The 20935-nt window shown below is 64.2% G+C and carries 17 protein-coding genes; 12 read left to right on the plus strand and 5 right to left on the minus strand.

What is annotated here, in order from left to right:
- Positions 1-280 precede the first annotated feature (280 nt).
- The 4 genes from VPH41_RS05015 to coaD all read left to right on the plus strand — a co-directional run bounded on the left by VPH41_RS05015 (position 281) and on the right by coaD (position 5182).
- Positions 281-1798, plus strand: a complete 1518-nt coding sequence (locus VPH41_RS05015; RefSeq protein WP_328569148.1) for a Do family serine endopeptidase — start codon at positions 281-283, stop codon at positions 1796-1798.
- A gap of 123 nt (positions 1799-1921) precedes the next feature.
- Positions 1922-2581, plus strand: coding sequence for a response regulator (locus VPH41_RS05020; protein WP_010400558.1), 660 nt, complete (start codon positions 1922-1924; stop codon positions 2579-2581).
- Positions 2582-2583: 2 nt separating this feature from the next.
- Complete coding sequence (locus tag VPH41_RS05025) at positions 2584-3918, plus strand: ATP-binding protein (RefSeq protein WP_328569617.1); 1335 nt, start codon at positions 2584-2586, stop codon at positions 3916-3918.
- A gap of 118 nt (positions 3919-4036) precedes the next feature.
- Positions 4037-5182, plus strand: coding sequence for a pantetheine-phosphate adenylyltransferase (coaD, locus tag VPH41_RS05030; protein ID WP_328569149.1), 1146 nt, complete (start codon positions 4037-4039; stop codon positions 5180-5182).
- Positions 5183-5188: 6 nt separating this feature from the next.
- Here coaD and VPH41_RS05035 read toward each other — a convergent pair whose 3' ends face one another.
- Positions 5189-5785 (minus strand): 2-hydroxychromene-2-carboxylate isomerase, encoded by a 597-nt coding sequence (locus tag VPH41_RS05035; RefSeq protein WP_328569150.1) that lies wholly within the window; start codon positions 5783-5785, stop codon positions 5189-5191.
- 84 nt (positions 5786-5869) lie between these two features.
- Positions 5870-8074: an OsmC domain/YcaO domain-containing protein gene (locus VPH41_RS05040; protein ID WP_328569151.1), complete on the minus strand. Its 2205-nt coding sequence runs from the start codon at positions 8072-8074 to the stop codon at positions 5870-5872.
- 251 nt (positions 8075-8325) lie between these two features.
- Between VPH41_RS05040 and VPH41_RS05045 the strand changes: the two genes are divergently transcribed.
- Both VPH41_RS05045 and VPH41_RS05050 read left to right on the plus strand, forming a co-directional pair.
- A complete protein-coding gene (locus VPH41_RS05045) occupies positions 8326-8493 on the plus strand; it encodes a hypothetical protein (RefSeq protein ID WP_193317590.1) in 168 nt (55 codons plus the stop codon).
- Positions 8494-8598: 105 nt separating this feature from the next.
- Positions 8599-8949 carry a VOC family protein gene (locus tag VPH41_RS05050; protein WP_328569152.1) on the plus strand — a complete coding sequence of 117 codons (351 nt, stop codon included), beginning with the start codon at positions 8599-8601 and terminating at the stop codon, positions 8947-8949.
- 149 nt (positions 8950-9098) lie between these two features.
- Here VPH41_RS05050 and VPH41_RS05055 read toward each other — a convergent pair whose 3' ends face one another.
- Together VPH41_RS05055 and VPH41_RS05060 are read right to left on the minus strand one after the other, a co-directional pair.
- On the minus strand, positions 9099-11501 hold the full coding sequence (locus tag VPH41_RS05055) for a TonB-dependent receptor plug domain-containing protein (RefSeq protein ID WP_328569153.1): 2403 nt from the start codon (positions 11499-11501) through the stop codon (positions 9099-9101).
- A 177-nt stretch (positions 11502-11678) separates the two neighbouring features.
- Entirely contained in the window at positions 11679-12464 is a 786-nt protein-coding gene (locus VPH41_RS05060; RefSeq protein WP_328569154.1) for a PhzF family phenazine biosynthesis protein, read from the minus strand.
- Between the two features lie 97 nt (positions 12465-12561).
- Here VPH41_RS05060 and VPH41_RS05065 point away from each other — a divergent pair, with 97 nt between their 5' ends.
- Both VPH41_RS05065 and VPH41_RS05070 read left to right on the plus strand, forming a co-directional pair.
- On the plus strand, positions 12562-15702 hold the full coding sequence (locus VPH41_RS05065) for an error-prone DNA polymerase (RefSeq protein WP_328569155.1): 3141 nt from the start codon (positions 12562-12564) through the stop codon (positions 15700-15702).
- 39 nt (positions 15703-15741) lie between these two features.
- A complete protein-coding gene (locus VPH41_RS05070) occupies positions 15742-16215 on the plus strand; it encodes a GNAT family N-acetyltransferase (protein ID WP_328569156.1) in 474 nt (157 codons plus the stop codon).
- 79 nt (positions 16216-16294) lie between these two features.
- Here the strand turns inward: VPH41_RS05070 and VPH41_RS05075 are convergent, their stop codons facing one another.
- Positions 16295-17704, minus strand: a complete 1410-nt coding sequence (locus VPH41_RS05075; protein WP_442906217.1) for an FAD-binding oxidoreductase — start codon at positions 17702-17704, stop codon at positions 16295-16297.
- A 188-nt stretch (positions 17705-17892) separates the two neighbouring features.
- On the opposite strand from VPH41_RS05075, the gene VPH41_RS05080 reads away from it, so the two are divergent.
- The 4 genes from VPH41_RS05080 (at position 17893) to VPH41_RS05095 (ending at position 20933) form a co-directional block, all read left to right on the plus strand.
- The gene (locus VPH41_RS05080) at positions 17893-18813 is read left to right on the plus strand and encodes a ChaN family lipoprotein (protein ID WP_328569157.1); all 921 of its coding nucleotides are present in this window, start codon (positions 17893-17895) and stop codon (positions 18811-18813) included.
- Between the two features lie 141 nt (positions 18814-18954).
- Positions 18955-19713, plus strand: a complete 759-nt coding sequence (gene exbB / locus VPH41_RS05085; RefSeq protein WP_328569158.1) for a tonB-system energizer ExbB — start codon at positions 18955-18957, stop codon at positions 19711-19713.
- A gap of 3 nt (positions 19714-19716) precedes the next feature.
- Positions 19717-20142 (plus strand): TonB system transport protein ExbD, encoded by a 426-nt coding sequence (gene exbD / locus VPH41_RS05090; protein ID WP_152284160.1) that lies wholly within the window; start codon positions 19717-19719, stop codon positions 20140-20142.
- Positions 20139-20933 (plus strand): energy transducer TonB family protein, encoded by a 795-nt coding sequence (locus tag VPH41_RS05095; protein ID WP_328569159.1) that lies wholly within the window; start codon positions 20139-20141, stop codon positions 20931-20933. The genes exbD and VPH41_RS05095 overlap by 4 nt, the downstream gene beginning before the upstream one ends.
- Positions 20934-20935: the final 2 nt, after the last annotated feature.

A 20935-nucleotide genomic window follows, 5' to 3' on the forward strand; every position in this document is an offset into this window, starting at 1 on the left:
GCTGATGCCGGCGCCATGCGCCGGCATTGACAGGAGGGAACATCCCCTCTCCATGCAGTAAAATACTGGCCGGTCGATCCGGCCAGTGTCACGTCCGGCGTCCGTTCGGACCCCGCCGCGGGCGTGCATCGATCGCCATGCGGCGTGCGTGCGGCAGGCAAGATTAAACCCCGCTTAAAGGCGCAAACGCCTGTTTCCAAATGGAAAAATGTTAAGCACCGCCTAAGACTCGTGGCCCACTATTGCATACATCAAAATCTCATTGAATGAGGAGCAATTCATGGAACAGCAAACGAATACCGCATCGCTGAAAATCAAACGCACCGTAGCCGCGCTGGCCGCGATCGGTGTGCTGGGCGCCGGCGGCGCCATGGTGATCCATCAAAACAATGCCGGCGCGAATGCTGCCGCTGGCGCGCCTGCCGTCCCCGTGGCTGCTGCTGTCGCGCCTGCCACCGCCGCCGCGCCGCTGGTGGCCTTGCCCGACTTTAGCCAGATCGCCGCGCGCAACAGCCCGGCCGTCGTCAATATCAGCGTGACGGGCAGCACCAAGGTGGCCTACGACCCATCGGCCCAGGCCGGCAACGACGACTTCGGCAACGATCCGTTCTTCGAATTCTTCCGCCGCTTCCAGGGGCCGCAAGGGGGCCAGCGGGGCGGCCGCGACGTGCCCACGCACGGCCTCGGTTCCGGCTTCATCGTCAGCCCGGACGGCGTCATCATGACGAATGCCCACGTGGTGCGCGATGCGCGCGAAGTGACGGTCAAGCTGAACGACCGCCGCGAATTCCGCGCCAAGGTGCTGGGTTCGGATCCGAAGACGGATATCGCCGTGCTGAAGATCGACGCCAACAACCTGCCCGTCGTGCCGCTCGGCCATTCGAGCGACCTGAAAGTGGGCGAGTGGGTGCTGGCCATCGGTTCCCCCTATGGCTTCGACAGCACGGTGACGGCGGGCGTGGTCAGCGCCAAGGGCCGCTCCCTGCCGGACGACAGCAACGTGCCCTTCATCCAGACGGACGTGGCGGTCAATCCCGGCAACTCGGGCGGCCCCCTGTTCAACACGCGCGGCGAAGTGGTGGGCATCAATTCGCAGATCTACAGCCAGACGGGCGGCTTCCAGGGCCTGTCGTTCGCCATTCCCATCGACCTGGCCAGCCGCATCAAGGACCAGATCGTCGCCACGGGCAAGGCCAGCCATGCCAAGCTGGGCGTGACGGTGCAGGAAGTGAACCAGGGCTTTGCCGACTCGTTCAAGCTGGCCACGCCGGAAGGCGCGCTGGTGGCCAACGTGGAGCGGGGCAGCCCGGCCGACAAGGCGGGCCTGAAATCGGGCGACGTGGTGCGCAAGGTGAATGGCCAGCGCATCATCGGCTCGGCCGACTTGCCGGCGCTGGTGGGCACGTCCTTGCCAGGCGATAAGATCAGCATGGATGTCTGGCGCGACGGCAAGATCGTCAGCCTGACGGCAACGCTCGGCAATGCGGCCGACAAGGTGGCCGAAGTGGCCAAGAGCGACAGCGCCGCGGGCAAGGTAAAACTGGGCCTGGCCCTGCGTCCGTTACAATCGGATGAAAAACGCGAGGCGGGCATCAGCGCCGGCTTGCTGGTGGAAGACGCGGGCGGCGCGGCGGCGAATGCCGGGGTGCAGCCGGGCGACGTGTTATTGTCGGTCAATGGCCGTCCCGTCAACACCGTCGAGCAGGTGCGCGACGTGGTCGAGAAATCCGCCAAGTCCGTGGCCTTGCTGATACAGCGGGGACCGGACAAGATTTTCATTCCCGTGCGGCTGGGGTAAATACCGGGGTCAGTCACTTCGTGATCGGAATGTGTCCCATCGGGACACATTCCCCCGTCGGGGCCGACCCAGCTTTTCATCTTTTTGGGTGAAAGCAAGCATAACAAGATAGAAAGGCAAGCCATGCGCTTATTGCTGGTAGAAGACGATACGATGATCGGCGAGGTGGTACTCGACTTGCTGCGCGCCGAGCATTACGCGGTGGACTGGGTCAAGGATGGCGACATGGCCGATACGGCCCTGCAGACGCAGACCTACGACCTGGTGCTGCTGGACCTGGGCTTGCCCCGCAAGGATGGCCTCGACGTGCTGCGCTCGATGCGGCTGCGCAAGCTCGACACGCCCGTGCTGGTGGCCACGGCGCGCGACGCCGTCGAGCAGCGCATCGCGGGCCTGGATGCGGGCGCCGACGATTACGTGTTGAAGCCGTACGACCTCGACGAACTGCTGGCGCGCATCCGCGCCCTGCTGCGGCGCGCCTCGGGGCGGCCGGAACCGATCTTCGAACACCAGGGCGTGTCCATCAATCCGCTGACGCGCGAAGTGATTGCCGAAGGCCATCCCGTCAACCTGTCGGCGCGCGAATGGGCCGTGCTCGAAGCGCTGATCGCGCGCCCCGGCATCGTGCTGTCGCGCGCACAGCTGGAAGAAAAACTGTACAGCTGGAAGGATGAAGTCAACAGCAATGCCGTGGAAGTGTATATCCACGGCTTGCGCAAGAAGCTGGGCAGCGACTTGATCCAGAACGTGCGCGGCCTCGGCTACATGGTGCCCAAGGCATGAGGATGAAGGTCACGGTGACGCACTCGCTGCGCGGCCGTCTGCTGTGGTTCCTGCTGGCGGCCATCATCATGGCGGCCCTGGCGCAGGCCTCGATCGCCTACCGCAGCGCCCTGTACGACGCCGACCAGATTTTCGACTACCACATGCAGCAGATGGCCCTGTCGCTGCGCTCCGGCGCGCCGCTGGCCAACCACGCGCAGGCGTTGCCGGCCGACCCCGTCAACAACGACATGGTGGTGCAGGTGTGGACGCCGGACGGCGTGCAGGTGTTCCGTTCGATCACGCGCGCGGAACTGCCGCAGCGCGCCGTGCTGGGCTTTTCCAACGTGAAGGCCAACGGTACCACCTACCGCATCTTTTCCGTGCAAACCAGTTCCCAGACCGTGCAGATCGCCCAGGACATGGCCGTGCGCAAGCGCATGGCCGGCAGCCTGGCGCTGCGCACGGTGGGCCCCATCGCCTTGATGGCGCCCATCCTGATGCTGGTCGTCTGGTGGGTGGTCAGCGGTTCGCTGGCGCCCGTGTCGCGCGTGCGCAAGCAGGTGGCGGCGCGCCAGGCGGACGATCTGTCGCCCGTCTCGGAAGCGGGCTTGCCCGACGAAGTGCGGCCCCTCGTGCATGAATTGAACCTCTTGTTCGGGCGCGTCAAGACGGCGTTCGACGCGCAGCAGCATTTCGTCGCCGACGCCGCGCATGAATTGCGCACGCCGCTGGCGGCCCTGAAACTGCAGGTATTGAGCCTGGAGCGGGCCGAATCGGCGGAAAAACGCAGCCTGGCCATTTCCCGCGTGAGCGCCGGCATCGAACGGGCCACGCGCCTGGTCGAGCAGCTGCTGGTGCTGGCGCGCCAGGAGGCGAGCGCCGCCAGCGGCGACCAGCTGCAGGCGGTGGACTTGAACGATGTCGTCAAGCGCGCGCTGGGCGACATGGCCGGCATCGCGCAGGCGCGCAAGATCGACCTGGGCCTGCACCACATGGACCCGGCCAAGGTGGCGGGCCAGGCCGATGCGCTCAACATCATGCTGCGCAACCTGGTCGACAACGCCATCAAGTACACGCCGCAGGGCGGCACGGTGGACATCGACCTGCGCGCCAGCCCCGTCGGCGTGACCTTGTCCGTGGAAGACAGCGGTCCCGGCATCCCGCCCGAGGAGCGCGAGCGCGTCTTCAGCCGCTTCTACCGCGTGCCCGGCACGGACGCCAACGGCAGCGGCCTGGGGCTGGCCATCATCAAGGCCATCGCCGAGCGCCATGGCGCGCGCCTGGTGCTGGACAAGTCCGAGCGCCTGGGCGGCTTGTGCGTGCGCGTGGAATTCCCCCTGCCGGCGAAAAAATGAGGCAGATTTCCCTCCGCCTGGCCCTGGCGTGAGGCCAATCTTTAATCTGCTGCATTGACGTGCGCGCCGTGGCCCTATATTGTCTGCGAAACAAGCAGAACCAGACCACGGAGCGCACATGCAGAAGATCGGATTTTCAGGAACCCTCGACCCCATCACCAACGGCCATATGTGGGTGCTCGGCGAAGCGCGCTCGCTTGCCGACGAGGTGATCGTGTTCCTGTCGCAAAACCCCGCCAAGAAACCCCAGTTCCCCGCCGAAGACCGCAAGCGCATCATCGAGCAGAGCGCGCGCGAGTGCGGCTGGGACAATGTGCAGGTCGTCATCGTCAAGGGCGACTACACGGCGCGCGCGGCGAAGAAGCATGGCTGCGACTATCTGATACGCGGCATCCGCACGACGGCCGATTTCGACTATGAAAACCTGATCCAGCAAACCAATGTGGACGTGCTGCAGGGCGCCAAGACGATTTTCGTCATGCCGCCGCGCGACCTCGGCTCCGTCAGCTCCAGCTTCGTCAAGGCGCTGGAAGGCCCCGTCGGCTGGAACTGGACCATGAAGAAGTTCGTCCCCGGTCCCGCCTACCAGGCGTGGATACTCGACTGCCTGCGCAAGGAGTGGGAAGCGCTGTGGAATTACGCCACCGCTTCCCAGGCCGACATCGCGCTGGCGGACCACTGGTTCGCGCACCTGACGGGGCCGCAGGCGTATGGCGGCCCTGACCGCCACTATCACAACCTCGACCACCTGGTGCACGGCCTGTCCGAGATCCGCGTGTGGGCCGACAATACCTATGCGCCCAAGCGCGACAGCGCGCTGGTCAAGAAGGCGTTCTGGTTCCACGACGCCGTCTACAGCCACGATGAAGACGCCCTGTATTCGAGCGAAGAAGCGAGCGCCCAGCTGTGGCTGGCCAGCGGCCTCGATGCGGGCGATAACCTGGATGTGGCGCAATTGATACGCGCCACCGATCATTTCCAGGGCCCCGGCATCAGCCACGCGCTGAAGGACGCCATGCTCAGCGCCGACCTGGCCATCCTGGGCCAGGACGATGAAGTCTATCAAGCCTACACGCAAGCCATCGTCCGCGAATATGCGCACGTGGACCCCGTGCGCTTCAACGAGCAGCGGGGCCTGGCGCTGCAGCACCTGTGCGCCAAGGCGCAGGCGGGCCAGCTGTTTGGCGATGCGTATTTTGCCGGCCAGTACAACGAGCGGGCAATCGAGAACATGCAGAAAGAGATCGCGGCGCTGGCCGGCTGATTGCCGTCAGGGGAGGGCCGCGGCATGCGCGAGCGCATCGTCGAGCCGGTCGTTGCCCCAGAATAGTTCGCCGCCGCTGAGGAAGCTGGGGGCGCCGAACAGGTGCAGCGCTTGCGCCTGCTGCGTCTGGCGGCGCAGGCGCAGCTTGTTGTCCGGTGTCAAAGCCAGCGCCACGATGGCGCCCGCATCGAGACCCAGCCCGGCCAACGCTTCGCTGACGGCCTCGAGGCTGTCGATGTCGCGGTCTTCGGCGAAATTCATCGTCATCATGCGGCGCGCAAACGGCGCGATCCAGCCCTGGTCCGCGCCGACGAGGGCCACGCGCATGGGCAGCAGGGCCGTGCGGGGAAAGGCGGCGGGCTGGCGCCATGGCAAGCCGTATTTGTCGCACTGGCGCGCCATGTCGCGCCACGTGTAGTCGCCCTTGATTTTTTGCAAGACGAACGGCGACGTTTCCCAGCCCAGCGCCTTGAAGACGACGCCCAGCAGGAAGGGTTTCCAGATCACCTGCACCTTTTTTTCACGCGCCAGCGCCTCGATGCGCATGGCGCTCAGGTAGCTGTAGTTGCTGCCGAAGTCGAACCAGAATTCCAGTGTGGCCATGGTCTCTTTTCCATGCGGTAGCGCAGGGTTGATCCTGCGCCGGGGGCGGAGGCCGGACTGCAGCGCCGGCCCCCGCTTGTCGACCTAGCGCGGCGTGGCAGCTGCCTTGCCCCGCGCCACGTGCAGTTTTTTGAAGCTGTCGATCAGGCGCTGGTGCCGGTCGAGGCCTTCCAGTTGCATGCTGGTGGGCGTCAGGCCGAAGAAGCGCACGCTGCCGTCCACGGAACCCAGCACGGCGTCCATGCGGGCGTCGCCAAACATGCGGCGGAAATTGACCACATAATCGTCCAGCTCCAGCTCGTCATCGAGTTCCACTTCCAGCACCACGTTCAAGGCTTGATAGAACAGTTTGCGCTCGAGCGTGTTGTCGTTGTACTGCAAGAAGGTTTCCACCAGCTCTTTCGCCTCCTCGAATTGCTGCAGGACGAGCTGTATCAGCAGTTTCAATTCCAGGGTCGTCAGCTGGCCCCAGACCGTATTTTCATCAAACTCGATGCCGATCAGGGTGGCGATGTCGCCATACTCGTCGAGCTCGCTGTTTTCCAGGCGGTCGAGCAAGTCTTCCAGGCTGGCATCGTCCAGGCGGTGCAGGTTCAGGATATCGGCGCGGAACAGCAGCGCCTTGTTGGTGTTGTCCCAGATCAAATCCTCGACCGGATAGACTTCCGAATAACCGGGCACGAGGATGCGGCAGGCGGTGGCGCCCAGCTGGTCATACTCGGCCGTGTAGACTTCCTTGCCCATGCCGGCGAGGATGCCGAACAGGGTTGCCGCTTCCTCGGCATTCGAGTTGTCGCCGTGACCGGAGAAATCCCACTCGACAAAATCGTAATCGGCCTTGGCGCTGAAGAAGCGCCACGACACGATGCCGCTGGAATCGATGAAGTGTTCGACGAAGTTGTTCGGCTCGGTGACGGCTTCGCTGGCAAACGTGGGCTGCGGCAAGTCGTTCAAGCCTTCGAAGCTGCGGCCCTGCAGCAATTCCGTCAGGCTGCGTTCGAGCGCCACTTCCAGGCTCGGGTGCGCGCCGAACGAGGCAAACACGCCGCCCGTGCGCGGGTTCATCAGGGTGACGCACATCACCGGGTACACGCCGCCCAGCGACGCATCTTTCACCAGCACGGGGAAACCCTGTTCTTCCAGCCCCTGTATGCCGGCCACGATGCTCGGATACTTCGCCAGCACGTCCTGCGGCACGTCGGGCAGGGCGATCTCGCCTTCGAGGATTTCGCGCTTGACGGCCCGTTCGAAAATTTCCGACAAGCATTGCACCTGCGCTTCGACCAGGGTATTGCCGGCGCTCATGCCATTGCTGACATACAGGTTTTCAATCAGGTTGGACGGGAAATACACGGTCTCGCCATCGGACTGGCGCACATACGGCAGCGAGCAGATGCCGCGCTCCGCATTGCCGGAGTTGGTGTCGATCAAGTGCGAACCGCGCAGCTCGCCATCGGCATCGTAGATGTCCAGGCAATAGGCATCGAGAATCTCTTTCGGCAGTGCATCCTTGCGGCCCGGCTTGAACCAGCGCTCGTTCGGGTAATGAACAAAATCCGCGTTGGCAATGTCGTTACCCCAGAACGATCCCGCGTAGAAATGATTGTTGCTGAGCCGTTCGATGTACTCGCCCAGGGCCGACGCCAGCGCACTTTCCTTGGTCGAACCCTTGCCGTTGGTGAAACACATGGGCGAGTGCGCATCGCGGATGTGCAGCGACCAAACGTTGGGAATGATGTTGCGCCACGAGGCGATTTCAATCTTGATGCCCAGGCCCGCCAGCAGGCTGGACATATTGGCGATGGTCTGTTCCAGCGGCAAGTCCTTGCCCACGATATAGGTGCTCGCGCCAGGGGCCGGATTCAAGGTCAGCAGGGCCTGGGCGTCGGCGTCCAGGCTCTCCACCTCTTCAATGACGAACTCGGGGCCCGCCTGTACCACTTTCTTGACCGTGCAACGGTCGATCGAGCGCAGGATGCCCTGGCGGTCCTTGGCCGAGATATCGGCCGGCAACTCGACCTGGATCTTGAAAATCTGCTGGTAACGGTTTTCCGGGTCAACAATATTGTTTTGCGACAGACGGATATTTTCGGTTGAAATATTGCGTGTATCGCAATACAACTTCACGAAGTACGCGGCACACAGTGCCGATGATGCCAAAAAGTAATCGAACGGGCCCGGCGCCGAACCATCGCCCTTATAGCGGATGGGCTGGTCGGCGATGACCGTAAAATCGTCGAACTTGGCTTCGAGACGCAGCTTGTCGAGAAAGTTGACTTTAATTTCCATGGGAGAATCCAATACTGTGCATATGAGTTAGCCGCTATTATCCGTGCTTTCCGCCGCAGGGCAAAGATTGTTCACTGCGGCCACGCTGGCGGGGCGCCGCCGGAGCAGGCGGGCAGGGCGGGACAGGGGCGCGTGCCCCGGGGAAGCGGACACGCGGCTGCCCAGAGGGGACGGTGCCAAATTGCACTGCCCAGATGCGCCTGTTATCATCGTTTGCATTCAAGGCAACGACTATCTGAATGGAGTTCACAGTGACGGCATACATCCCCGCATTGATCTGGCTGCTCTCGGCAGTGGCTTGCCACCTGATCGCCAAACGGCGCCTTTTGAAAAGAACGGCCGTCAGGGACATGATCGTCGCTCTGACCGGCCCGTTTGCCATCCCCTGGTTTCTTATCGCCAAGTCCGAAAAAGCCTGACGACGCGGCCACCTGCAGGTCCGGGCTGCGCATCTGCAGCGGCTGGAATCCGTGCATGGCAGGGGCGGGTGTTGAATTTTTCAATCTTTGGCACGGAGGAAGAATATGCAAGTCAAGCGAATCGTTGCAAATTTCTCGACGCCGGATGTGGCACTGGCCCGCACTTTTTACCAGGACGTGCTGGGTCTCAACCTTGTCATGGACCACGGCTGGATCGTCACCTATGGTTTGCCAACCGAAATGAGCGTTCAGGTGAGTTTCGCGACGGAAGGCGGCTCGAACACGGCAGTGCCGGACCTTTCCATCGAAGTCGATGACGTGGATGCCGCATTGGCGCGCATGTCGGTCGCCGGGTTTCCCATCGAATATGGACTTGCCGATGAACCCTGGGGCGTCAGGCGGTTTTTCGTGCGCGACCCTTTCGGCAAACTCATCAATATTCTGTCGCACGCCTAGGAGGGGCGCCAGCGGCAGCGCTGGGCGCAAGCCATCTTTCATCCAGCGCCTGCCATCCGGCCGCATGTTGATGCCGACAATGATGCAGACAAAAAAACAGCGGCTGCCCATGCTGGCGCAGCCGCTGTTTTTTCAGGCGGACAGGGCGTTCAGAACTTCACCCACAGCCGGCCGAAGTAGGAAGCGCCGTTCAGGCCGAACTGCACGCTGTCGTATTTGAAGCCGTTGTCCGTTTCGTCCGGATTCTGCGTGGTGGGCTTGACGTTGAAGATGTTGTTGCCGCCAAACGTCAGCTTGGTGTTCTTGTTGATGCTGTAGGTAAAACTCAGGTCGGCCGACGTCTTGGCCGCGTAGCGGGCGTTGGGCACGCCGGCGGCCGTGCCGCTGAAGGTGCCCAGGGTTTGCGGGCCAAAATAAATGATGCGCAAGTCCGATTCCAGCTTGCCCGTGATGTAGTCGAAGCCCAGGGTGGCTTTCGCGCGGGGGCCGCCCTGTTCGATGAACAGGCGTTCGCGCTCGGACAGCAGCACGTCTTCATAGCCTTTCAGCGAATCCGGCGTCTTGACCTTCGTCACTTCCGTCTTGCTCAAATTTAAAGCCAGGAAGGTGTTCAGGCGGTTGCCCGCCAGTTCGCCCTTGTGCGAGGCCGTCAGGTCCAGACCCCGCGTGCGCGTGTCGATGGAGTTGACGAAGAACTGCGCCTCGCCCACGCCCAGGAGGGCCAGGCGCGCGGCCAGGTCCGGATAGTTGTCGGCATTGAAGCGGCCCGACAGCACGATGCGGTCCTTGATCTTGATGTTGTACAAGTCGGCCGTCACGGAAATGGCTTGCGTGGGCGTCCAGGTGGTGCCAAACGTAAAGCTGGTGGACTTTTCTTCTTTCAGCTTGGGGATGCCGGCCGCGTTGGCGACGGTGCCGCCGTTGGGCGCCAGCACCACGTCCGTGGGCACACCGCCGATGAAGTCGGTGAAGGTGGATGAGAAATAAACTTGCTGTAACGATGGCGCGCGGAAACCCGTGCTGGCCGAGCCGCGCAGCAGCACGTTGGGCGCCACTTTATAGCTGGCGGCCAGCTTGCCCGTCACGGTGGAGCCGAAATCGCTGAATTTTTCATAGCGCAGGGCGGCCTGGGTTTTCAGGCGTTCCGTCCAGTCCAGTTCCACGTCGCCATACGCGGCGATGCTGTGGCGTCTGGCCTTGGTGGCGTCGCCGGGCTGGAAGCCGGGGAAGCCCTGGCTGCCCGCGTTGCCGCCCACGCCCACGCCGTCGGCGTCGATGTAGGAACCGGGTTCGCCGGCCATGATCTTGTACTCCTCGCTGCGGTATTCGGCGCCGAAGGCCACGTTCATGCCGCTCATCACCGTGTCGTAGTAGCGGCTGAAGTCGGCGTTGCTGGTCAGCTGCTGGAACGAGAAGCCGCCCGCGTCGTAGCTGCTGGGGCTGACGCCCTTGCCGCCGTTCATCAGGTCAAGGTTGGCGATCGAGGCGTTCAAGGTATGGCTGATGTCGTAGCGCATCTTGTTGTAGCCATAGGTTTGCGAAAAGTCCGCATGCCATTCGCCGATCTGGCTGCGGTGGCCGATGGTGGCGTACTGGTCGTCGATCTTGCCGTTGATGAAAGGCACGAAACCGTCCGGGTACATGGCGGCGGAATTGCGCGATGGAATGTCGTCGCTGCCGATGCCGCCCCGGCCGAACGCGGCGCTGGACGCGTCGCGCGTCTGCGCGCCGGCCGTGAAGTACAGCTTGCCCGTGCTGCTGGTGGCGTAGTCGCCATTGATGTACAGGGTTTTGTTCTTGGACTTGGTGTCGCCGATGATACGCATGCTGTCCGCGTCGGCCCGGTTCGAGCGGCCACGGTCCAGGTATTCGCCCGTGATGGCCAGGGTGCCCTTGTCACCCAGCGCGATGCCGCAATAGGCGGACGTCATGTAATTCTTGCCGTCGCCTGCGGAATACTGGCTGTAGCCGGCCACCGCTTCGCAGCCCAGGCTTTTCTTCAGTTCGATGTCGATCACGCCGGCAATGGCGTCCGAGCCGTACTGGGCGGCGGCGCCGTCGCGCAGCACTTGCACGTTCTTGATCGCCAGCAAAGGAATCGCATTCATGTCCGTGCCCGTGTTGCCGCGGTTGCGCGCGCCGAACAGGTTGACGAGGGCCGTCGTGTGGCGCCGCTTGCCATTGACCAGCACCAGGGTCTGGTCGGAGCCGAGGCCGCGCAGGGCGGCGGAATCGATCAGGTCGGCCCCGTCGGCGCCCGTCTGGCGCGTGGAATTGAACGAGGGCGAGATGTATTGCAGCGATTGCGCCAGGTCGAACTGGCCGCCCTGTTCTGCCACCTTGGAAATGGGAATGATATCGACCGGCACCATGGTATCGGTGGCGGAGCTGGCGACCCGGCGCGAGCCGACCACGCTGACCGTTTGCACGGGGCCGTCCGTGGCCGCCGCTTCCGTGTTCTGGGCCATGGCGGCGGGACTGAAGGCGGCCAGGGCGGCGCTGCCGTACAGGCTGATGAGGACTGCTTTACGCAAGGTGGTGAGGGTCGGCACGCAGTATCTCCAATTGGCTGATGAGCAAGATTCGTGACTTGATTCTAGTGCCATCTTTTCAGCATTCACCAGCGATACTTTGTTTTGTTATTACAAATTTGCTGTAACTGTTGTTTCCTGGTTGATTATCTTTTGGCCGCTGCTCCGCTTGCCTTGTACTGGTGCAGCATGCCCCGTTCAGGTGCTGCGTTGCACCATGCCGCCCACCCAGATGGCTTGCGCGCCGTACTGTACTTCGATCAGGCAGGGCTGCTGCGTCACATGGCCCTGGTGCAGGCGCAGCGACTGTTGCAAGTGCGTTGCCAGCGCGCCCGCCGCCACGCCCGTGGCGCTGTCTTCCAGCGCCGGGTCCAGGTGATTGAAGTTGCGCCCTTCGTACTCGTGTTCGCCCGTGCGGCAATACGCATAGCAGCCGTTGACCTGATGCAAGGCGCTCCAGTCGGCAATCAATTCCAGATTCGGCCGCAGCGCGCGCAGGGTGGTGCGGTCGGCCACTTCCAGCAGCAGCTTCGGACTGCCGACGGACGCGACGACGGGCGGCGACAGCAAGTGCATGTGCTGGCCCATGAGCTCGGACGGCACATATTTTTCCACCTGGACGGCAGGCGCCGGCTGCGGCGCCAGGCCGATGAACAATCCCTCCGCGCGGCGCACCAGCTGCAAGGCCTGTCCGCGCATGGCGGTGGTGATCGTCAGCGCCGCCGGCGCGCTGGGCGCCGTCAGCAGCACATGCGCGGCGGCCAGGGTGGCGTGCAGGCACAGGGGGCTGCGCGTGTGCGGATAAAAATAGTCGAGCACGATGCTGCCGTCCGCCTGGCGGCCGAGGAAGACGCAGGCGCTGACCTGGCGTTCGCGGGCAAAGGTCTGGCGCTGCGCTTGCGTGCCGTGGTCGTTTTCTACGACCAGCGCCGCATTGCCGCCACCGGGGGCGGCACCGAAACATTTTAATGAGTGGACGATCATGGCGGGCACTGTGCAAGGTAAAACCTCAGCATAACTGAGATGGCCGTTTTCAGATGAGTATAATATACTGTGTTTATATACAGTATTGAGGTGGATCATGGGGAGCGCAGTCCTGCCCGAGTATGCTGAGTTGTACTGCCTGAGCAATTTCAGCTTCCTGCATGGGGCCTCGCATGCGGAAGAGCTGGTGGCGCGCGCTGTCCAGCTTGCTTACCGGGCGCTGGCCATCACGGACGAGTGCTCGCTGGCCGGTGTCGTGCGCGCCCATGCGACGGCCAAGCGGGCTGGTTTTCCCTTGATTATCGGCGCGCATTTTCACTTGACGCAGGCCGACGGCAGTCCGGGGCCGTCCCTGCTGGCGCTGGTGCGGGACCGCGATGGCTACGGCAACTTGTCGGAACTGATCACCATGGCGCGCACGCGGGCGGCCAAGGGCCGCTATCTGCTGACGCCCGGTGATTTCGCCGCGCCGTCGGAGGAGGGTGCCCATTTGCGGGGATTGCCGGGCTGTCTGATGATCTTGCTGCCCAGCTATCCGGCCCAGCCGGGGACGCTGCACGCGCAGGGAGAGTGGATGCTATCGACCTTTGGGGACGAGCGCAGCTGGATAGGCCTGAACCTGCTGCAGCGGGCGCAGGATGACGCGCACCGCCTTGCCGTGCAGGACGCGGCACAGGCGCTGGGCTTGCCCGTGGTGGCTGTCGGCCATGTGTGCATGCATGTGCGTTCGCGCAAGCCCTTGCTCGACACCTTGTGTGCGATACGCGTGGGCAAACCCGTGGGCGAGTGCGGCTATGCGCTGGCGCAAAACGCGGAGCAGCATCTGCGCGCGCGCTTGCGCCTGGCCAATGTGTATCCGCCGCAGGCGCTGGCGGAAACCCTGCGCATCGCGGACCTGTGCACATTTTCCCTCGACAGCTTGCACTATGACTATCCCGACGAACTGGTGCCGCACGGCCATACGCCGGCGACGTATTTGCGCGAGGAAACGTACGCGGGCGCGCGGCTCCGCTTTCCGCTGGGCATCCCGGCCAACGTGCAGCAGCAGGTCGAACAGGAGCTGGAACTGATCGCGGAGCTGTCGTATGAAGCCTACTTTTTGACCGTGTACGACATCGTGCGCTTTGCCCGTTCGCAAAACATCCTGTGCCAGGGCAGGGGGTCGGCCGCCAATTCGGCCGTCTGTTATTGCCTGCACATCACGGAAGTGGACCCGGCGCGCGGCAATTCCCTGGTCGGGCGCTTCATGTCGCGCGAGCGCAACGAGCCGCCCGACATCGACGTCGACTTCGAGCACCAGCGGCGCGAAGAAGTGATTCAATATATCTATGGCAAGTATGGGCGCGAGCGGGCCGCGCTGGCGGCCGTAGTGATCAGCTACCGGCCCAAAAGCGCCTTGCGCGACAGCGGCCGGGCGCTGGGGATCGACCTGGCCATCGTGGAAAAAGTGGCCAAGGCGCACCGCTGGTTCGACGGCAAGCGCGATCTGCTGGAGCGCCTGGCCGAATGCGGGCTGGACCCGGAAGCGGCATTGTCGCAGCAGTGGGCCGGCCTGGCGCAGCAGCTGCTGGGCTTTCCCCGCCATTTGTCGCAGCATCCGGGCGGCTTTGTCATCGCGCAAGGAAAATTGTCGCGCCTGGTACCGATTGAAAACGCGGCCATGGCCGAGCGCAGCGTCATCGAGTGGGACAAGAACGACCTCGAGGAACTGGGCTTGATGAAGGTCGACGTGCTGGCGCTGGGCATGCTGTCGGCTCTGCGCCGCGCCCTGGAACTGGTCGGTGCGCGGCGCGGCGAGCCACTCCGCCTGCAGGATATTCCTGCCGAAGACCCCGCCACCTACGACATGATGTGCGAGGCCGATACCATCGGCGTATTCCAGATCGAGTCGCGCGCGCAGATGAGCATGCTGCCCCGGCTGCGTCCCCGCGAATTCTACGACCTTGTCATCGAGGTGGCGCTCGTGCGTCCCGGCCCCATCCAGGGCGGCATGGTGCATCCGTATCTGCAGCGGCGCCAGCAGAAGGAAGCGGTCGACTATCCGAAGGGCCTGGAAAAGGCGCTGGGGCGCACCCTGGGCATTCCCATCTTCCAGGAGCAGGTGATGCAGGTGGCCATCATCGCGGCCGGTTTCACGCCCGGCGAAGCGGACCAGTTGCGGCGCGCCATGGCGGCCTGGAAACGCAAGGGCGGCATGAACAATTACCATGACCGCATCGTCAATGCCATGGTGAAGAATGGTTACGACAAGGAGTTTGCCGAGGCTATCTTCAGCCAGATCGAAGGCTTTGGCGAATACGGCTTTCCCGAGTCGCACGCGGCCAGTTTCGCGCTGCTCACGTACGCCAGTTCCTGGCTGAAATGCCACGAGCCGTCCGCCTTCCTGTGCGCCTTGCTCAACAGCCAGCCCATGGGTTTTTACAGCCCCTCGCAACTGGTGCAGGATGCGCGCCGGCATGGCGTGCAAGTGCTGCCTGTCGACGTGGCCGTCAGCGGCTGGGAAGCGGAATTGGAAGACGGGCAGGGCGCCGCGCCCGCCGTGCGCCTGGGCTTGAACAGCCTGTTCGGCATGCGCGTGGAGGCCGCCCGGCGCATCGAGGATGCGCGCGCCATCGCCGCCTTCGTCGACGTGGCCGACCTGGCGCGGCGCGGCGGCCTGGACCGCCATGACTTGCAGGTGCTGGCGGCCGGCAACGCCCTGCACGCGCTGGCCGGCCACCGGCGCGAGGCGCTGTGGCAGGCGGCCGGCGCCGTGCCCGACAGGGACTTGCTGCGCGTCACCACGCACGAGGAAGACTTGCCCGTGCTGGCCGCGCCCACGGAAGGGGAAAGTATCGTCAGCGATTACCGCGCGCAAGGCCTGACCCTGGGCCGCCATCCGCTGGCGCTGCTGCGCAGGCAATTGCTGGAACAGCGTTTCATGCCCGCGTCCGCGCTGGCCAGCTACACGGATGGCCAGCTGGCGCGCGCCTGCGGCATCGTCACCGTGCGCCAGCGTCCGGGCACGGCCAAGGGCGTCATCTTCATGACCCTGGAAGACGAGACGGGCACCGTCAACGTCATCGTCTGGCCCGACCTGGTGGAAAGCCAGCGGCGCGAAGTGCTGAGCGCGCCGCTGCTGGGCGTGTACGGCGTGTGGCAGCGCGAGGGCATCGTGCGCAACCTGGTGGCCAAGCGCCTGGTCGACATGTCGCACCTGCTGGGACGCTTGAGAACCAGCAGCCGCGATTTCTGCTGAGAGTTGCCGGTGGATAGGAGGGCATGGCATTATTTGAAGATGACCACATTACCCGAACCGATCATGCGTCCCGCCCTGGTCGCCGACGCGCCCGCCATCGTCGCCCTGATCGACGACCTGATGCCCTTTTTGACCCTGCACCCGGACGGCGCGGGGGCGGACAAGTTCATCGAACATTGCCGCCAGCCAGCCATCGAAGGCTACCTGTCCGATCTGCGCTATGCCTACCAGCTCGCGCATATCGACGGCGAGCTGGCCGGCGTGGTGGCCATGCGCGACCACACGCATCTGTTCCACATGTTCGTGCCGCGCGCGCTGCACCGGCGCGGCATGGCGCGCCGCCTGTGGCAGGCCGCCCGCGATGCGTCCTTGGCCAGGGGGAATGTCACGGCGTTTACCGTCAATTCCTCGGCCTACGCCTTGCCCCTGTACCAAAGCCTGGGCTTTGTTGCCACGGGACCCAAGGTGGAGACGGGCGGCATCGCTTTCGTGCCGATGCGCATGGAGTTGTAAAAATAACCCGACGGCAAGGGCCGGGGTCAGACCCGGCGGGTCTGACCCCAGTTTTTGCTTGCAGGCTTATGGCGCTTATTTACCAGCGCACGATCTTCCCCGGATTCATGATGTTCTTCGGGTCCAGCGCATGCTTGAGGGCACGCATGGTGTCGATGGCGCCTTCGCCATGTTCTTCCACGAGGAAGGCCATCTTGTGCATGCCCACGCCGTGTTCTCCCGTGCACGTGCCGTCCATGCCGATGGCGCGCGTGACCATGTCGCTGTTGACCTTTTCCGCGCGCGCGATGTCGCTCGGGTCGTCCGGGTCGACCAGCATCTGCACGTGGAAATTGCCGTCGCCCACGTGGCCGATGATGGCGTAGACGAGGCCTTGCGCTTCGCAATCGGCCTGGGTGGCGAGGATGCATTCGGCCAGGCGCGAAATGGGCACGCAGCAATCGGTGGAAATGGCGCGGCTGCCGGGGCGCATCTGCAGCAGGGCAAAGTATGCGTTGTGGCGCGCGGCCCACAGGCGCGAGCGGTCTTCGGGACGGCTGGCCCACTCGAAATCGCTGGCGCCGTGTTCCGCCGTAATGGCTTGCACCAGCTGCGCCTGCTCAGCCACGCTGGCCGGCGTGCCGTGGAATTCAAACAGCAACAGCGGCTTTTGCGGCAAGGCCATCTTGTCGTAGGCATTGATGGCCTTGACGCCATTTTCATCGAGAAACTCGACCCTGGCCACGGGAATACCCATCTGGATGGTCTGGATCACGGCGCTGACGGCCTCGCCCGTGCCGGGGAACGAACACACGGCCGCCGAGATCGCTCCCGGCAGCGGATACAGTTTCACCGTCACTTCCGTGATGATGCCCAAGGTGCCTTCGCTGCCGACGAACAAGCGCGTCAGGTCGTAGCCGGCCGACGATTTTTTCGCCCTGGTCCCCGTCTTGATGATGCGGCCATCGGCCGTCACCACCGTCAGGGCCAGCACGTTTTCGCGCATGGTGCCGTAGCGCACGGCATTCGTGCCCGAGGCGCGCGTGGCCGCCATGCCGCCCAAGGATGCATTGGCGCCCGGGTCGATGGGGAAGAACAGGCCCGTGTCGCGCAGCTCCTCGTTCAGTTGCTTGCGCGTCACGCCCGCCTGCACGGTGGCCGTCAAGTCTTCACCATGCACGGCTACCATCTGGTTCATTTGCGACAGATCAATCGTCACGCCGCCATGCAGGGCCAGCACGTGGCCTTCCAGCGAGGTGCCGCTGCCATAGGCGATGACGGGCACGTCGTGCGCGCTGCACAGTTTGACGGCGGCCGCCACTTCCTCGGTGGAATGGGCGAAGATGACGGCGTCCGGCAGCATGGGGGGATAGCTCGACTCGTCGCGGCCATGGTGGGCGCGCATGGCTTGCGTCATGGAAAAGCGGTCGGCAAAGATCAGGGAAAGTACGGCAGCAAGGGATACGGGCAGCGGTTTTTTCAGTACCGCCAACTGGTCAGTTTGATTCACGCAAGTCCTCCGTTTTTTTTATTCTACTCCGCGTCCGGATATTTCACCGAAGCACCATATTGATTTTTGCCAGTTGTAAAAAAATCTGCATGGTTCGTCGTGTCTTGGTTGTAAATGAGAATCATTTCTATTAAAATGCCCGCCAGTAGTTATTTTGCAATGCGTGCTTCAACCCGAAAGGCCATGCCATGAAATTCCCCCTGTCCTTCTCCGCCGTCCTGCCCGCCTGCGTGCTGGCCCTGAGCGCCTGCAGCAGCGTGGCTCCAGCGACTGACGCCGCCGCCGGTACCGCTTCCGCCGCCACGCAAGACGTGCGCCAGCTGGGCGAAATCGTCGACCTGCGCAGCGGCCAGCGCCTGAGCGCCGAGCAATTGCTGGCCCAGCTGGCCGCCGCGCCCCGGGTCATCGTCGGCGAGCAGCATGACCAGCTCAGCCATCACAAGATCGAGCAATGGCTGCTGCAGCAATTGCATGGCCAGCGCCCGCAAGGCAGCGTGCTGCTGGAAATGCTGAACCCGGACCAGCAAGCCAAGGTGGACAAGGTCAAGCCGTGGCTGCAGACGGACCCCGTCGTGCGCCCCGAGCACGTGGCCGAACTGCTGGCCTGGCAGCCCAGCTGGAAGTGGGAGCAATATGGCGACCTGGTGATGACCGTGATGCGCGCGCCGTATCCCGTCTGGTCGGCCAACCTGGACCGCAGCGAAATCAAGCAACTGTTTATCGACAAGCCGGCCGTGCAGGGCAAGCATTCGAACCTGGCCAACGATGGCAAGGTGCATGACAAATTGAAGGACATCATCCGCGTCATGCATGACAACCAGATCGACGAGCCGCGCCTGGCCGCCATGCTGTCGGTGCAGCAGCAGCGCGACCGCCGCATGGCCGAGCGCCTGCTGGCTGCGCCCGCGCCGGCCGTGCTGATCGCCGGCGCCTACCATGCGCACAAGGACTTGGGCGTGCCGCTGCACGTGCAGGACTTGACGGGCGGCCCCGCGCCGCTGGTGCTGGTGCTGGCGCAGCAGGGCGCCGCCGTGCAGGCGCCGCAGGCGGACTTCGTGTGGTTCACGCCGCCAGTTGCAGCAACTGCAGCCGTCGCCAGCGCCAAGTAAGCCGTTTCACCTCCGCCGGGCGTTCAGCCCGGCACTCTTCCCCAGCAAGCTCCCCCGCAGCAGCCAGGTAGTCCGTCCGATTTTTTTGCATGCGCGTGCGCGCCGTTGGCGCAGCCATGCCTGTTAACTACTGAAGCTTTCATGCGTATCCCTTTGTTCCATATCAACGCCGCCGGCGGCGTGTTTCTTTCCTTGTTCCATGCCACGGCGCAAGCGTCCGCCTTGCCGCACGACATGTCGCCGCTGGGCATGTTCTTCGCTGCCGACCAGGTCGTCAAAAGCGTGCTCATCGGTTTATTGCTTGCCGCGCTGGCCACCTGGGTGGTCTTGCTGGTGAAGGGCGCCAGCTTGCTGACAGCGGGGCGCGAAGCGGCGCAAGCCGTCGCCGTGCTCAAGACGGCCGCCTCCCTGCCGGACGCTGTTGCGAAAGTGGAGGGCGCCGGCAAACGCTCGCTGGCGCAGCAGCTGCTCGATGACGTGCAGCAGGAGCTGAGCCTGTCGCACGCGCATGCGCCGGCGGCGGCCCTGAAGGAGCGGGCCGGCTTTCGCCAGGAACAGTGGATCGCGCAGCAGGTGCGCGCCATGACGCAGGGCATAGGCTTGCTGGCCAGCATAGGCGCCGTGGCGCCGTTTGTCGGCCTGTTCGGCACCGTGTGGGGCATCATGAACAGTTTCATCGGCATCGCCGTCAGCCAGAGCACGAACCTGGCGACAGTGGCGCCCGGTATCGCGGAAGCCTTGCTGGCCACCGCCCTGGGCCTGGTGGCGGCGATTCCCGCCGTCGTCATCTATAACGTCTTGAGCCGCGGCATCAACCAGTACAAGGCGCAGCTGCGCGCCGCTTCCGCGCAAGTGCTGCTGATGCTGAGCCGCGACCTCGACACGCGCAAGCAGGCCTGAGCCATGGCATCCCTTTTTCCTGCGCCGGACGACGACGCGGCCGACATGCCGGAGCTCTGCGAGATCAATGTCACGCCCTTTATCGACGTGATGCTGGTGCTGCTGATCATTTTCATGGTGGTCTCGCCGCTGGCCACCGTCGACCTGAAAATCGACTTGCCGGCCGCCACGGCCAAGCCCGAGCCCCGTCCCGAAAAACCGCTGTTCGTGTCGCTGAAGGCGGACCGCAGCCTGTACCTGGGCGAGTCGCCCGTGGCGCGCGAGCAGCTGGGCCGTTTGCTCGATGCCGAGACGGGCGGCGACCGCCAGCGCACCTTGTTTTTCCAGGCCGACAAGCAGGCCGCGTATGAAGACGTGCTGGGCGTGATGGATGCGCTGCGCCAGGCCGGTTATCTGAAAGTGGGCCTGGTCGGCCGGGAGGGCGGGTGAGTGCGCCGTCCACGCTGGCGCCGCGGCCCCTATTGAGCTGGGGCATCGCCACGGCGCTGGTGGTCGCCACGGCGCTGGCATTGCTGCTGTGGGCTGGCTGGCAGCCCGTTGCCGTGGCGCCCGCCCATCCGGCCGCCAGCGTGATGGTGGTGTTTGCCGCGCAGGCGATGTCGCCGGAAACGCAGGTCGCGCAGGCCGTGGGCGCGCGCCAGTCGGCCGCGTCCAGCGATGCCCGGCCGGCAAAGAGCACGGCCCGGCAAGAGGCGCTGCCCGTGCTGGCGCGCACCGCCGCACCGGACATCGTCGCGGCGGAAAAGGCCGCGCAGGCGGCAGCCAGTCCGTCGCCGGAGCCAACCAAGGAGACCACCAGGGAAACATCGTCCGTGCCGGCGCAAGCCAGCAGCAGTGCCACGCCGGCGCCCGCCGCCGTGCGCGGGCCGCAGGCGGCGCCGTTCGACAGCGACACGCCGTCAAGCAGCGCGGCGCCCGCCAGCTGGCAAAGCCGCGTGCTCAGCCATCTGGCCCGTTTCAAGCGCTATCCGGGCGACGCGCGCCAGCGCAAGCGGGCCGGCGCCGCCTGGGTGCGCTTCCAGGTGGACCGCGACGGCAAGCTGCTGGCCAGCGAACTGGTCACGTCGTCGGGTACGGTGCTGCTCGACCGCGAAGCGCTGCAAGTGCTGCAGCGCGCGCAACCGTTGCCGGCGCCGCCCGACAACGTCCTGCACCAGGGCACGGTGACCGTCACCTTGCCCGTCTCGTTCAAGCTGGAACCCGGACAAGACCAGGCATGAGG

This window comes from Janthinobacterium sp. P210006, assembly GCF_036231885.1.
In the GTDB taxonomy this organism is placed as follows: domain Bacteria; phylum Pseudomonadota; class Gammaproteobacteria; order Burkholderiales; family Burkholderiaceae_D; genus Janthinobacterium; species Janthinobacterium violaceinigrum.